Origin of the sequence: Sulfurirhabdus autotrophica, from assembly GCF_004346685.1 — a bacterium.
GTDB lineage: Bacteria > Pseudomonadota > Gammaproteobacteria > Burkholderiales > SMCO01 > Sulfurirhabdus > Sulfurirhabdus autotrophica.
In genome coordinates this window covers 103,308-117,026 of sequence record NZ_SMCO01000011.1, presented here as the reverse complement: position 1 = coordinate 117,026, position 13,719 = coordinate 103,308, and the positions used below count along the sequence as shown (strand labels likewise).

13 protein-coding genes are annotated in these 13,719 nt (G+C 47.2%); 12 read left to right on the top strand and 1 reads right to left on the bottom strand.

Annotation, left to right across the window (positions count from 1 at the left end; genetic code table 11):
- The first annotated feature begins 146 nt into the window (after positions 1 to 146).
- Genes EDC63_RS11710 through EDC63_RS11695 form a run of 4 tightly spaced genes read left to right on the top strand, consistent with a single transcriptional unit; the run spans position 147 to position 4,364 of the window.
- The gene (locus EDC63_RS11710) at positions 147 to 545 is read left to right on the top strand and encodes a hypothetical protein (protein WP_189836505.1); all 399 of its coding nucleotides are present in this window, start codon (positions 147 to 149) and stop codon (positions 543 to 545) included.
- A gap of 14 nt (positions 546 to 559) precedes the next feature.
- Positions 560 to 2,290 (top strand): pilus (MSHA type) biogenesis protein MshL, encoded by a 1,731-nt coding sequence (gene mshL / locus EDC63_RS11705; RefSeq protein WP_124946245.1) that lies wholly within the window; start codon positions 560 to 562, stop codon positions 2,288 to 2,290.
- A 2-nt stretch (positions 2,291 to 2,292) separates the two neighbouring features.
- Positions 2,293 to 3,186 carry an ExeA family protein gene (locus EDC63_RS11700; protein ID WP_124946244.1) on the top strand — a complete coding sequence of 298 codons (894 nt, stop codon included), beginning with the start codon at positions 2,293 to 2,295 and terminating at the stop codon, positions 3,184 to 3,186.
- Positions 3,183 to 4,364, top strand: coding sequence for a tetratricopeptide repeat protein (locus tag EDC63_RS11695; RefSeq protein WP_165922987.1), 1,182 nt, complete (start codon positions 3,183 to 3,185; stop codon positions 4,362 to 4,364). Before EDC63_RS11700 ends, EDC63_RS11695 begins: the two co-directional genes overlap by 4 nt.
- Before the next feature lie 13 nt (positions 4,365 to 4,377).
- Here EDC63_RS11695 and EDC63_RS11690 read toward each other — a convergent pair whose 3' ends face one another.
- Positions 4,378 to 5,031 (bottom strand): ComF family protein, encoded by a 654-nt coding sequence (locus EDC63_RS11690; RefSeq protein ID WP_124946240.1) that lies wholly within the window; start codon positions 5,029 to 5,031, stop codon positions 4,378 to 4,380.
- A 161-nt stretch (positions 5,032 to 5,192) separates the two neighbouring features.
- Between EDC63_RS11690 and EDC63_RS11685 the strand changes: the two genes are divergently transcribed.
- The 8 genes from EDC63_RS11685 (at position 5,193) to ctaD (ending at position 13,629) form a co-directional block, all read left to right on the top strand.
- Positions 5,193 to 5,579 carry a hypothetical protein gene (locus EDC63_RS11685; RefSeq protein ID WP_124946239.1) on the top strand — a complete coding sequence of 129 codons (387 nt, stop codon included), beginning with the start codon at positions 5,193 to 5,195 and terminating at the stop codon, positions 5,577 to 5,579.
- Between the two features lie 7 nt (positions 5,580 to 5,586).
- Entirely contained in the window at positions 5,587 to 6,555 is a 969-nt protein-coding gene (gene bioB / locus EDC63_RS11680) for a biotin synthase BioB (RefSeq protein WP_370685877.1), read from the top strand.
- A gap of 19 nt (positions 6,556 to 6,574) precedes the next feature.
- Positions 6,575 to 7,735, top strand: coding sequence for an 8-amino-7-oxononanoate synthase (bioF, locus tag EDC63_RS11675; RefSeq protein ID WP_124946235.1), 1,161 nt, complete (start codon positions 6,575 to 6,577; stop codon positions 7,733 to 7,735).
- Between the two features lie 63 nt (positions 7,736 to 7,798).
- Positions 7,799 to 8,563, top strand: coding sequence for a pimeloyl-ACP methyl ester esterase BioH (gene bioH / locus EDC63_RS11670; RefSeq protein WP_124946233.1), 765 nt, complete (start codon positions 7,799 to 7,801; stop codon positions 8,561 to 8,563).
- On the top strand, positions 8,556 to 9,455 hold the full coding sequence (gene bioC / locus EDC63_RS11665) for a malonyl-ACP O-methyltransferase BioC (RefSeq protein ID WP_124946232.1): 900 nt from the start codon (positions 8,556 to 8,558) through the stop codon (positions 9,453 to 9,455). The genes bioH and bioC overlap by 8 nt, the downstream gene beginning before the upstream one ends.
- A gap of 5 nt (positions 9,456 to 9,460) precedes the next feature.
- A complete protein-coding gene (bioD, locus tag EDC63_RS11660; RefSeq protein ID WP_124946231.1) occupies positions 9,461 to 10,138 on the top strand; it encodes a dethiobiotin synthase in 678 nt (225 codons plus the stop codon).
- Between the two features lie 786 nt (positions 10,139 to 10,924).
- Positions 10,925 to 12,046 (top strand): cytochrome c oxidase subunit II, encoded by a 1,122-nt coding sequence (gene coxB / locus EDC63_RS11655; RefSeq protein WP_370685874.1) that lies wholly within the window; start codon positions 10,925 to 10,927, stop codon positions 12,044 to 12,046.
- Between the two features lie 14 nt (positions 12,047 to 12,060).
- On the top strand, positions 12,061 to 13,629 hold the full coding sequence (gene ctaD / locus EDC63_RS11650) for a cytochrome c oxidase subunit I (protein ID WP_124946230.1): 1,569 nt from the start codon (positions 12,061 to 12,063) through the stop codon (positions 13,627 to 13,629).
- Positions 13,630 to 13,719: the final 90 nt, after the last annotated feature.

Below are 13,719 nucleotides of genomic sequence, written 5' to 3'. Positions count from 1 at the left end.
CTACTACAAGCCTTCGCAGGCAGTAGCTACGTCTCAGAACAGACCGATTTCGATAACCAATTAAATTTGTTCGATTTTTAACCGGACACTAGTGATCCAAAGTCCACTCTGACACTGACCCTATATACGTTGAGTCTGGATAAAAAATGGCTGAATATTTAACCAAACAGAGCTGTAGGGCAGGAATTATTGGCGTACTGCTCTTTGTGTCGTCGATGTCTGTCACACAAGCAGAAAATTTTGCGGATCCGACTCGCCCGCCGGCATCCCTTGGGATTGTTGAATCAGGCGCGGTAGCGTCTGAAGCACAAGGACCAGTTTTGCAATCGGTATTGATTTCAAAAGGTAGAAAGATGGCTGTGATCAGCGGGCAATCAGTCAAGCTGGGTGAAAAATTTGGCGACGCGCGACTGGTCAGGATTACCGAAAGTGAGGTCGTGTTAAAGAGTGGCAAGGATGTGCAAACCTTGAAACTTTTACCGGAAATTGAAAAGCGCTTGGTTAATAGCCGGCATCGTGCCAAAGCAGTTGGTTCAAGGCAATGAAGGAAATGAATATAATGAGAAATGCTACATTGGCAGTCATGGCGCTTGGTTTGGCAGGGTGTGCCGCTCCCGGGCTAAAGAACGGGACCTATGACCAGATTAATGCTGAGATGAATAAAGCGCTTGAAACTAAAGCGGCACCAGCGCAACCCGATGCGGTGGCAGCTGCTTTGTTGCCACCACTCAAGATTGAGATGCCTAAAACTGGCAAGCCGCTTGAACAGCGGTTTGATCTGGTATTTAATAACGCCCCGGCAAATCAGGTTTTCATGGGAATTGTTTCCGGAACACGTTATAGCATGTTACTTCACCCCGAGGTGGCAGGCTCGATATCAGCAAACTTGAAAGATGTGACTGTCTTTGAAGCGCTGGATGCCATTCGTGAGATTTATGGTTACGATTACAAAGTAGATGGAACGCGTATTTTCATTCAACCGCTTACCATGCAAACCCGAGTGTTTCAGGTTAATTATTTGACTGGAAGTCGCAAGGGGACATCTGATATTCGTGTAACGTCAGGTTCAGTGAGTGATTCATCCGGTGGCAGCGGCTCAAATCCAGCTGCAGCAACCACTACGATATCACCAGGAACAACTTCCCGATCCCTGGATAGCAGCAAGATCAGCACCACATCCAGCAGCGATTTCTGGGGGGAATTGAAAGCGTCACTGGATGCCATTGTGGGCAATAAAGAGGGTCGCAGTGTTGTGGTCAGCCCTCAGTCGGGGGTGCTGGTTATCCGCGCTATGCCAGAAGAGCTGAAACAAGTGACGGCTTATCTGAAAGCCACGCAACTGTCCGTAGACAGGCAAGTCATTCTGGAAGCAAAGATACTTGAAGTGCAGTTGAATGACAGCTACCAGGCTGGTATCAACTGGGCAGCCTTTAAAACTGGTCCTAATAGCAGGTTGTCAGCAGGCAATCTTTCGCAAGGGACGGTGCTGCAAACAAGTGGTCCATTAGCTACTGGTGTATCAACTTATGATGCTGTGACACGCACTTATACTAATCCAAGCCTGTCATCAGTTGCGGGTCAGGATATTGTCACGAATCCGGCTTTACTGGGAGCGGGTTTGTTCGGATTGGCTTTCCAGACCAGTAATTTTGCCGCGCTACTATCCTTCCTGGAAACACAGGGTAATGTGCATGTTTTGTCCAGCCCACGCATCGCAACGCTGAATAATCAGAAAGCGGTTTTGAAAGTGGGTACCGATGAGTTTTTCGTGACCAATGTGAGTACCACATCGACAAGTGGCACTGGCGGCACAACTACTTCACCCAGCGTTACATTGCAGCCTTTCTTTTCAGGAATTGCGCTTGATGTGACTCCGCAGATTGATCAGGACGGGAACATCATTCTTCATATCCATCCTTCAGTTAGCCAGGTTTCGACTATTGATAAACAGGTGAATCTGGGTAGTGCTGGTTCTATCAATCTTCCATTGGCTTCAAGTGCGGTGTCTGAGACAGATAGCATTGTGCGCGGAAGAGATGGGCAAATTGTTGCGATTGGTGGTTTAATGCGTCAGTCGACCAATTCGGATCGTTCGCAATTGCCGGGTGTAGGAGACGTGCCTGTACTGGGTGGGTTGTTCAGAAACACCAATCAGGTTGTGCAAAAGCGTGAATTGGTTATTTTATTGAAGCCTACCGTCATTCAAGGTGAAAGTGAGTGGACAGCAGACATGCTGGAAAGCCAGCGTCGCATTCAGAAATTGGACCCCAGGAGTAGGGAACTCAGGTAACTATGTATCAAAAGCATTTCGGCATACATGAATTACCTTTTTCGATTACACCGGATACAGCGTTTTTTTTCGCTGGCTCCCATTGCCAGGAAGCGCTTAATACCCTCTTAGTTGCCACAAAGAATGGTGAAGGGTTTATCAAGATTACCGGGGAAGTGGGCACTGGTAAAACCATGTTGTGTCGCAAATTTCTGGCAACACTGGATAAAAGCTTTGTCACAGCCTATATTCCCAATCCCTATCTCGAACCGCGCACGTTGATGTTTGCGCTGGCGGACGAACTGGAAATAACGCTCGAAAAAGACGTTGATCAACACCATCTTCTGAAATCAATTAATCTTCGGTTATTAGCACTTGCCCGGGAAGGGAAGCGCGTAGTGTTATGCCTGGACGAAGCGCAAGCAATGCCTTTGGAAAGCCTGGAAGCATTGCGTTTATTAAGCAATCTGGAAACCGAGAAGCGCAAGTTGTTGCAGATAGTATTGTTCGGGCAGCCTGAACTGGATGAAAAGCTACAGCTGGATTCGCTTCGACAGTTAGCGCAACGTATTACATTTCATTATAAACTCAGACAGTTATCAAAAGCCGAACTGGAGTTTTATATTGCACACAGATTGAGTGTGGCTGGATTTGCAGGTAGCAGGCTTTTTAGCCACGGGGCTTTACAGAAACTATTTGCAGCGAGTAATGGCGTACCCAGGCTGGTAAATATATTGGCGCATAAGTCACTCATGCTGACATATGGAGAAGGAAAGTATCAGGTATTAAAACGGCATGTAAAGATAGCCGCGCAAGATACGATAGCGGCTAAAAAGGATTTTAGAGATTATTGGTGGTTATTGTTGTTGGGGTCTTTAGCAAGTGTCGCTGGCATTGGATGGGTGTATTTAAAATGAGTTTAATCAACCAAATGCTGCAAGATCTGGATAAACGTCACTCTGCTGATAGTGAAAATGATCCGTTGTCTTCCCAGATCAAGGCTGTACCTTCAAGCGGCAGGCGGCAAGGAATTGTGCTGTTGGGTTTGGGGCTGCTGATAGTTACGGTTGCTGTATTGGTTTGGGTGTTTTTTCTCAAGCAACAGCCAACTGCAATGCCTAAAGTGGAACAAAACCCATTAGTTGTAACGAATACCCAAAATCAGCCATCAGAAACGATGGGGAATTTGAAGCAATCGCAGAGCTTGCACTTAGACCGTATTTCCACTCAAAGCGAAGTGCCTGTGGTTCAACCAGTTGTACCCAAAGCCCAGTCAGAAAAAGTGATTCCTTTGCAGCCCCCGGTAAAGAAAGTGGTTGAGTTTCATGCCCCTGCATCTAAAGAATCGGTAAAAGTACCTGTGCCAGAAGAGCCCATCAAGCCGCCAGTATTATTAAGCGAAAATGAAATTCCTGTGCAAGCAGAAGCGCAGGTTGCTCAGCCAACGGAAATCAAGCCTAAAGCTCTGCCCGCTCCTCAGCGTGGGCCAGTTGTCGTTAATAAACAAGTAAAGGAATTAACCCCGCAGCAACGCGCAGAGAGCGAATACCGTAAGGCGATAGCCTTGATTCAGCAGGGCAGGGTCATAGAAGCAATGAGTGCTTTGGATCAAACGCTGCTGGATAATCCAAACCATGCTTCAGCACGACAAACGCTGGTAGGCTTGTTGCTTGAAAAGAAACGGCAACCGGATGCTGAACACAGCTTACAGGATGGGTTGAATAAAGATCCGGGCCAATCTGGCTTTGCAATGCTGCTGGCACGGTTGCAGGTGGAAAGAGGCGATGTGCATGGTGGCGCGGTCACATTGCTGAATTATTTACCTCAAGCAGCCGGCAGGGCGGACTATGTGGCTTTTCTTGCGGCTCTGCTGCAACGGGAAGGACGTAATAAAGAAGCTATTGATCATTATATGCAAGCGGTTCGCCTTTCTCCTCAATCTGGTGTCTGGTGGATGGGCCTGGGCATTTCGCTTCAAGCTGAAAACCGCACGGCCGAGGCGCAGGATGCATTTAGTCGGGCAAAAGCATCGGGCAGTCTTTCGCCGGAATTATTATCGTTTGTAGAGCAGAAACTGAAGCAGTTACAGCGTTAATCACTTATAAAATTCATAAAGCCCTGGCAACAATCCACGCCGAGACTTCGGCAGCACCTTGGTCGCGCAGAATGCGGCTAAGTTCATTGATGGTAGTGCCAGTAGTCATTACGTCATCAACAATAGCAATATGGCTTCCTTGTATTTGCTCTCCTGTGCAATCAAACGCACCTTTGACGTTGCCGTGTCTTTGTTTGATCGTTAGGGAAGCTTGAGGAGCCGTTTCACGAATACGCGTGCAGAGGTTAATCGCGAGGGGTATATGCAGTTTTTTGGAAATGATACGTGCTATTTCCAATGATTGATTAAAGCCACGCTCTCTTTGACGTGCAGGATGCAGAGGCATAGGAATAATGAGATCCGGTTTGGGCTGAGAGCTAGTCGCGGTAATGAGATAATCAGCAAGTAACTCAGATAAAGCAAGATTGCCCCCGTACTTAAATGCATGAATCAGGCTGTCCACAGGGAACTGGTATGTAAATGCGGCATGCGTATTATTGAAAGCAGGCGCTTTTTTCAGGCAACGTCCACAGATATCGCTGTTAAAAGTAGGGAGGGCGCAAATAGGGCAACATGCCGTCGAATGATGCGGTAAATGAGTATGGCAGGCCGTGCAAAGTCCACTATTTTGCGTGCCGGCACCACACAAAATGCAATTTTGTGGCATGATGTGCTGTACAAATTTTGCACAGTTGTTTAAAATTTTCAACGTAAAATTTGACAATGTGGTTGAGTAGTTTATGATTTCGGCCATTCTAGCGTGATATGCCTCATTTTTGAAAGTGTCCAGCATATTGTTCCATTCGGTTTTCTTGTAGAGATAAAACGGTGAAAGCAAGTAAATTAATCACTGCTGGCAATTCGCGCTCATCTGCTCAGATGTTCACAATCGCCAGTCTGGTGGCAACCATCATTCCTCCGTTGTTGATGATCTGGATTGCTGCGTCGATATTTGTCTATGCATCGATTGCCCATCATCCTAATCCAAAGGTCGCGTATTACAACAGAATTGCGGGATATCGGTTTTATAGTGTTGCGGGTGCAATGGTTGTTTTTGGTCAGCCAATTTACATGATATTTAACAATTGGCATGGATTGCTGGCAGTGTGGGCCGTAATGGCAATAGTGATTATTCCGTGGGGAATCTGGGACCTGATTAAGGCCCAGAAAGATGAATGGCAAGATATGGTAATTGAGGTTCCAGTAAATGAATGACATGGTTATGCAAGAGACAATTCCTTCGGCACAAGATGCTAAGTCAGGTTCATGGACGGTTGACCGGGTAGCAGCATTGTTTGAGTTGCCCTTTAGTGATCTGTTGTATCAGGCGCAGACAGTTCACCGGCAGAATTTTGATCCCAATGCCGTTCAGTTAAGCACGCTGCTATCTATTAAAACGGGAGGCTGTTCTGAAGATTGCAGTTATTGTCCCCAGTCGGCGCGTCATGAAGGTAGCGTTGAAAGTGAAGACTTGCTTAAACTGGAAGAGGTTGTGACAGCAGCCAAAGCCGCTAAGGATAATGGTGCAAGCCGATTTTGTATGGGTGCAGCCTGGCGCGGCCCTAAACAGCGTGATTTGGACCCGGTGATTGAAATGGTGAAAGCCGTGAAAGCGCTGGGGCTGGAAACTTGCGCCACGTTGGGCATGCTGCGTGATGGGCAGGCGGAGCAATTGGCTGAAGCCGGTTTGGACTACTATAACCATAATCTGGATACGGCTCCGGAATTCTATGGTGAAATTATTACCACCCGTACTTACCAAGACCGTTTGGATACCTTGGGTAAGGTTCGCCAGGCAGGGATACATGTATGCTGTGGTGGTATTGTCGGTTTGGGCGAAAGCCGTGGGCAGCGCGCAGGGTTGATTGCGCAATTAGCTAATCTGGACCCGGCTCCTGAATCAGTGCCGATCAATATGCTGGTGCAAGTGGAAGGCACTCCGGCACACGGTAATGAAGCATTGGATCAGCTGGAGTTTGTTCGCACCATTGCAATAGCACGTATCACCATGCCAAAAAGTTTTGTACGGCTTTCTGCGGGCCGGGAAGAAATGTCAGAAGCCATTCAGACCTTGTGTTTTCTGGGTGGAGCTAACTCCATTTTCTATGGCGAAAAATTGCTGACTACCAGCAACCCCGGAGAAGACAAAGACAGAGCGCTCATGGATAAGCTGGGCATGCACCCGCTGTAGCCAAAAGCGCTACCTGAGAATGCCGTTTTCTTATTTAAATGATGATCTGCTGACTCTGGAAGAGCAGGGTCTGTTTCGTCGTCGTCGTATCGTTGAGAGTGCTCAGGGTGCGGTCATACGTGTTGATGGCAGGGATTACCTGTCATTTTGCAGTAACGATTATCTCGGACTCGCAAACCATCCTGCACTGATTGATGCCGCGTGCAGGGGGGCAGCGCAATATGGTGTAGGTTCAGGCGCGTCTCACCTGATTACAGGTCACAGTGAAGCCCATCACAAGCTGGAGCTGGCACTGGCTGAATTGGTTGGGTTTCCTGATGCGTTACTGTTCTCCACAGGCTATATGGCGAATATGGGGGTTGTTTCGGCTCTGTTAAGCAGAAACGACGTGGTATTTGCCGACAAGCTCAATCATGCCTCCCTGAATGATGCCGTGCTGGTTTCCCGCGCAACTATGCAGCGTTATTCCCACCTTGATCTGGTGCAACTGGAAAAGCAGTTGATTGCTTCAAAGCACCGTCGCAAATTGGTGGTAACGGATGCTGTGTTCAGTATGGATGGCGATATCGCACCCGTGCCTGAATTGTTGAAGTTGTGCGAGCGTTATGATGCCTGGCTGTTGTTGGATGATGCCCATGGGTTTGGTGTATTGGGCAGAGAAGGTAAAGGGGTGCTGGAATATTTTGCAACACAATCTCCTCGCATCATCTACATGGCAACATTGGGCAAGGCTGCAGGCGTGTTTGGCGCCTATGTGGCGGGATCACCGGAATTGATCCAGATGCTGATCCAGCGTGCGCGTACTTATATATATACGACAGCATTTCCGCCCATGCTGGCGAATGCATTGTTAGCCAGTGTGCATCTGATTCAGGAAGAGGGCTGGCGCAGGCAAAGACTGCAGGATTTGGCGGGTTATCTGAAAGATCATCTCAAACTGGCGCGCTGGAAGCTCATGCCTTCTATAACGCCAATCCAGCCGATTGTGATTGGTTCAAATAAAGAAACGCTGGCAGTCAGCGCTGCGCTGATGGAAAAGGGGATATTGGTACCTGCAATTCGGCCCCCTACTGTCCCGAAAGGGGAAGCGCGTTTACGGATTTCTTTTTCAGCGGCACACAGTTTAGAAGATGCACGCAAGCTAGTGGAAGCGCTGAATGAGTTGGAAAAAGTGATTTAACTTCATGACGCAAAAAAGAAGGTTTTATGTGGCTGGTTTTCACGCTGTACTGATTGTACCAGCATGAAATTGCACATAGAAACGCACGGTGCCGGCAAAGAACTGGTGCTGTTACACGGTTGGGGGATGCACGGTGGTATCTGGGAAGGTGTGCAGGAGCAGCTGGCACAGCACTTCCGGTTACACGTTGTGGATTTGCCTGGTTATGGTGCCAGTTCAGCCTGTGAGCCCTATACGTTAACCCGGCTTGCAGAGATACTCGCGGGTAGTTTTCCTGGCAGGGTCAATGTGTGTGGCTGGTCGTTGGGAGGGCAAGTTGCACTGACATGGGCGCAACAATCACCAGCGCAAGTAGAACGCCTGGTACTGGTTGGCGCGACCCCCTGTTTTACCAAACGTGTATGTTGGGAAAACGGGATTGACCCTGAAGTGTTCGATATTTTTGCACGCAATTTGCAACAGGCTTACGAAGCAACCCTGAAACGATTTTTATCGCTGCAGGCGCGCGCAGGTGAAGACGCAAGGCAAGTGATGGCGCAATTGCGTGCAAACCTGTTTACCAGGGGGCGGCCATCAATAGAAGTGCTGCGCGCAGGGTTGCGAATTTTGCAGGAAAGCGATCTGAGGGATGAGATTGGCTTGATTACACAACCTGTGCTCTTGATTCATGGTGAGTACGATACGCTTGCCCCTGTTGCAGTCGCGTACTGGTTAAAAGATCACCTGCTGAAGGCGAGACTGGAAGTAGTGCCGGGAAGTGCGCATGCGCCTTTTCTGTCACATCGACAGGATTTTATAAAATTACTGGTGGGTTTTCTGCGTGGCTGAAAATTTTCAGGTGGATAAAAAAGGCGTCAGGCAGGCTTTTGATCGTGCGGCTAAATCCTATGACGCAGCTGCAGCATTACAGCGCGAAATAAACAACCGCATGATGGAGCGTTTGCAGTATATCAAGCATGACCCCAAAACGATTCTGGATTTAGGTTCGGGGACAGGGTACGGTACGCGTGCGTTACGAACGGAATATTCCAAGGCGCATATTGTCGCGCTGGACTTGGCATTGGGTATGTTGATGTCGGCCAGAGTGCAGACGCCCTGGTGGAAGCGTAACTTGCCATTGCTGCAATCCCGACTGGACAACTATGTATGTGGCGATGCGGATCGTTTGCCACTCAAAACCTCCAGTGTGGATATGATCTGGTCTAACGTAACGTTGCAGTGGTGTAATGATCTTAACGTGACGTTTGCAGAGCTGCATCGTGTTTTGGCCCCGGAAGGGCTATTAATGTTCAGCACTTTTGGACCTGATACCCTTAAAGAACTGCGCCAGGCATTCAGTGGGCTGGATGGACATACTCATGTCAATCGCTTTACAGATATGCACGATATAGGCGACGTAATGATGCATGCAGGTTTTTCGGCGCCAGTCATGGATATGGAATATATCACCTTGACGTATTTGGATTTGATGAGCTTGCTGAAGGAAATCAAGGCGATGGGTGCGCACAATGTCACGATGGGCAGACGTCATGGCATGATGGGTAAATCTGAGTGGGCGAAGTTGCAAAGCATCTATGAACAGTTTCGCCGAGAAGGTCGATTACCAGCAACGTTTGAGGTGGTATATGGCCACGCCTGGGTCAATCAAAAAAATCTGAAAACGTCAGATGGCAGCCAGATTATACAGATGCATATCCAGCGAAAAAAAGGCGCGCTGTAATCCGGATGAAAAAAAACTATTTTGTTACCGGTACGGATACCGGTGTTGGGAAAACGTTGATCACTAGCGCGCTACTCCATGCATTGGCCCATCAGGGAAAAAAAGTGGTGGGGATGAAACCGATTGCAGCAGGTTGTGAACCAGCGCTGGCAGGCATGACTTGTGGTGATGTGGAAATGCTTCAGGCTCATAGTAATGTAGCTGCACCATTGAATCTGGTTAATCCCTATTCGTTTCTTCCCCCCGTTGCCCCCCACATTGCGGCTGCCCAGGCAAATGTAGAAATTGATCTTGCCGTGATTGTCTCACGCTATCAGGCGCTGCAAGAAATGGCGGAAGTGGTCATGGTGGAAGGTGTAGGAGGATTTGTTGTGCCGTTAACTGCCAGCAAAACAACTGCCGATCTTGCCGTAATGCTTAACTTGCCTGTGATTTTGGTGGTTGGTATGCGGCTGGGTTGTATAAATCATGCATTGTTGACTGTACAGGCAATTCGTCAGGCGGGGCTGGAACTGGTGGCATGGGTGGCCAATCAGGTAGGACCGGAAATGCAATTTGTTGATGAAAATATACGTGCTTTAGAAAACAGAATCGATGCGCCCTTAATGGGTATATGTCCATATCAAGATCAAGCGACTCCTATCGCCGCAAGTAAATATTTAGATATAAAGAGCTTTATATAGTTATATTCCGTATAAATCTTCATATATTTCAAGTTTTATTTACTATCTAACTAAAATCACAACAGAAATATTGTTAATGGGGATAAGATTCATTAAATGGTAATATAATTATCAGTTAATAGAATGCTATTATAAAACAATATGTTGTGTTTATATTTTGCTTGTCATGCGGCTGTCGTATGTGTTAACTTTGCATTCAATTGTATGAGTGAGCAAAGTGACATATTTAAAATAAAAATATGCGCTTCTTTTACCCCGTTAGTGATTGCATAGATAGTTTTTAATCTGACTGCCGGGGACAAAATGTTAGCTGGTTATTTGCCAGCTTCAAATCGGGGACTGGTAACGGCATGGAATGCAGCAGCATCACCTTGTTGGCTGAACACAGTTTAACTATAAGACTGAATTTCTTTATTAATTCGGCTTTCCGAATTGTATCCATTCTTTTTTTCATCACTCCCCATACTTTAATCGCTCAATTATCTAATTCGTTTCGGTGGTTGCGCACGCGGCCAGATGGAAATGGCGTATATCTCAGCCATTATTTTCTTCATTCATTTTACGGAACCCGGTTTAAGGGAGACAGCACTTATCGCTTTGATTGAATCGCCCTATGGCGACTAAATTGGAAGGGGTCGGCAGTAGGTGTTGTATCTTGAAATTGTAAGGCTAATATGAAAAAAGTAATAACAGAAGTGCAGTAACAGTTCAGATTCAAGCAAGACCTCAGTTGGGAAATAGTATGTTTTAAAACATCAAAGTTAATCTAAAGAGGGGGAATATGGAATGATGGCTAAGCTGATAAGAAATACAGGGGGGGGCGCCGCACTATTTTTGTATTCTATGCTGGCGCGTGCAGAATACGCTATCAACCTCCAGCAGCCAGAATCACCCATCGCTTATCAGATATTCCATCTACATACGCTGATTCTCTGGGTGTGTGTGGGGATTTTTGTCGTAGTGTTTGGTGCCATGTTTTACTCTATTTTTAAGCATCGAAAGTCAGTTGGTCATAAAGCAGCACACTTCCACGAAAACACCACAGTTGAAATTATCTGGACAATTGTCCCATTTTTTATCCTGATGGGCATGGCCTTCCCGGCAACACAAACCGTATTGGCCATGCGCGATACTTCTGTCCCGGATATGACGGTAAAGGTCACAGGCTACCAATGGAAGTGGGAATATGACTACCAGAAAGAAGGCATAAAGTTCATCAGTAGTCTGGCTACACCAAAAGATCAAATTGATAACAAGGCCGAAAAGGGCGAGCATTATCTGTTGGAGGTTGATAATCCAATGGTCGTTCCTACTGGCAAGAAGATTCGCGTATTGCTGGCGGCTAACGACGTGATTCATGCATGGTGGGTTCCTGCGTTTGGTGTAAAGCAGGATGCCATCCCCGGATTTATTAAAGACACCTGGTTTAAAGTGGATAAGCCTGGAACCTACCGGGGGCAGTGCGCAGAGTTGTGCGGTAAGGATCATGGTTTTATGCCTATTGTTGTAGAGGCAAAAGAACCAGCCGAATACGCTAAATGGGTAGCTGATCAACAGGCAAAAGTCGCAGCAGCTGCACAAAACGCCGATAAGGTATTTACCCTTGCTGAACTGAAAGCGATGGGTGAAAAAGTGTATGCGACCAATTGCGTGGCATGTCACCAAGCGAACGGCGCAGGTATTCCAAATGTATTCAAGGCCCTGGATGGCTCTGCTACTGTGAAGGGTCCAAAACAAGGGCATGCAGAGGTTGTTCTGAATGGACGTACAGGTACAGCCATGCAGGCATTTGGAAAACAGCTTTCTGATACAGACATCGCTGCGGTTGTCACCTATGAGCGCAACTCATGGAGCAACAATACAGGTGATGCTATTCAACCAAGCGAAGTTAAAGCTTTAAGAAAATAACAGGAGGAGGGGATATGGAAGCAGCACACGAGCATGGTCATGATCACCATCCTAGCGGCATCATGCGCTGGGTAACCACCACCAATCATAAAGATATCGGCACGCTTTATTTATGGTTCAGCTTCTTCATGTTTCTTTTTGCCGGCTCGCTGGCCATGATGATCCGTGCTGAATTATTCCAGCCAGGGCTACAGTTATTTCAGCCGCAAGTCTTTAACCAGCTAACTACTATGCATGGCTTGATCATGGTGTTTGGCGCGATCATGCCAGCCTTTGTCGGTTTTGCAAACTGGCAGGTGCCGCTGATGATCGGCGCGCCAGACATGGCTTTCCCCCGTATGAATAACTGGAGTTTCTGGTTATTGCCTGTAGCAGGTATTTTACTGCTTTCGTCATTTTTTATGCCTGGTGGAGCGGTAGCAGGGGGATGGACCATGTATCCACCCTTGTTCATTCAAGGTGGCATCTCTTATGATATGACGATCCTGGCTGTGCACATTCTGGGTATATCTTCCATCATGGGCTCAATCAATATCATTACCACGATTTTGAACATGCGCGCACCCGGCATGACCATGATGAAAATGCCGTTGTTTGTCTGGACCTGGTTTATCACTGCTTACCTGTTAATTGCGGTTATGCCAGTTCTGGCGGGAGCGGTAACCATGTTGCTAACCGATCGTCACTTTGACACCCATTTCTTCAGTGCAGCAGGTGGTGGTGATCCAGTCATGTTCCAGCATGTTTTCTGGTTCTTTGGTCATCCCGAAGTGTATATCATGATATTGCCGGCATTTGGTATCATCTCGCAGATCATTCCAACTTTCGCTCGCAAGCCATTGTTTGGTTATGCCTCCATGGTTTATGCGACTGCTTCCATCGCAATACTGTCTTTCGTTGTATGGGCGCACCACATGTATTCCGTAGGTTTGCCAACGCCAGCACAGTTATTCTTCATGTACTCTACGATGCTGATTTCAGTTCCGACCGGAGTAAAGGTGTTTAACTGGATAGCCACCATGTGGCGGGGTTCCATGACCTTTGAAACCCCGATGCTGTTCGCTATCGGATTTGTTTGCCTGTTCACCCTGGGGGGGTTCAGCGGATTGGTATTGGCTATTACGCCGGTGGATATCCAGTTGCAGGATACTTATTATGTGGTGGCGCATTTCCACTACGTTCTGGTATCCGGATCATTGTTCTCGATTTTTGCCGGAGTGTATTACTGGTTGCCTAAGTGGACAGGACACATGTATGACGAAACCCTGGGTAAATGGCATTTCTGGTTGTCAGTCATTGGTTTTAACATCACATTCTTCCCGCAACATTTCCTGGGCTTAGCTGGAATGCCACGCAGAATTCCAGACTATGCGCTACAGTTTGCCAACTTCAACATGATTTCAAGTATTGGTGGTTTCATGTTTGGAGCAACACAACTGCTGTTCCTGTATATAGTGATCAAATGTATTCGGGGTGGCGTTAAAGCTGCAGATAAACCATGGGAAGGTGCGGACTCTCTGGAGTGGACAGTCCCTTCTCCAGCGCCTTATCACACTTTTGAAACAGCGCCCGTCGTTAAGTAATTTCCATCATTAAGACAGGGGTTATATCCTCTGTCTTACAAAGGAAAATAAAATATGGATGAGGAATCAGGTAAACAGTCCAAAAAATAT

Coding starts and splice junctions, on each gene's coding strand:
- EDC63_RS11710 (WP_189836505.1), top strand. CDS start 147: ATGGCTGAATATTTAACCAAACAGAGCTGTAGGGCAGGAATTATTGGC.
- mshL (WP_124946245.1), top strand. CDS start 560: ATGAGAAATGCTACATTGGCAGTCATGGCGCTTGGTTTGGCAGGGTGT.
- EDC63_RS11700 (WP_124946244.1), top strand. CDS start 2,293: ATGTATCAAAAGCATTTCGGCATACATGAATTACCTTTTTCGATTACA.
- EDC63_RS11695 (WP_165922987.1), top strand. CDS start 3,183: ATGAGTTTAATCAACCAAATGCTGCAAGATCTGGATAAACGTCACTCT.
- EDC63_RS11690 (WP_124946240.1), bottom strand. CDS start 5,031: ATGCCACAAAATTGCATTTTGTGTGGTGCCGGCACGCAAAATAGTGGA.
- bioB (WP_370685877.1), top strand. CDS start 5,587: ATGCAAGAGACAATTCCTTCGGCACAAGATGCTAAGTCAGGTTCATGG.
- bioF (WP_124946235.1), top strand. CDS start 6,575: ATGCCGTTTTCTTATTTAAATGATGATCTGCTGACTCTGGAAGAGCAG.
- bioH (WP_124946233.1), top strand. CDS start 7,799: ATGAAATTGCACATAGAAACGCACGGTGCCGGCAAAGAACTGGTGCTG.
- bioD (WP_124946231.1), top strand. CDS start 9,461: ATGAAAAAAAACTATTTTGTTACCGGTACGGATACCGGTGTTGGGAAA.
- coxB (WP_370685874.1), top strand. CDS start 10,925: ATGATGGCTAAGCTGATAAGAAATACAGGGGGGGGCGCCGCACTATTT.
- ctaD (WP_124946230.1), top strand. CDS start 12,061: ATGGAAGCAGCACACGAGCATGGTCATGATCACCATCCTAGCGGCATC.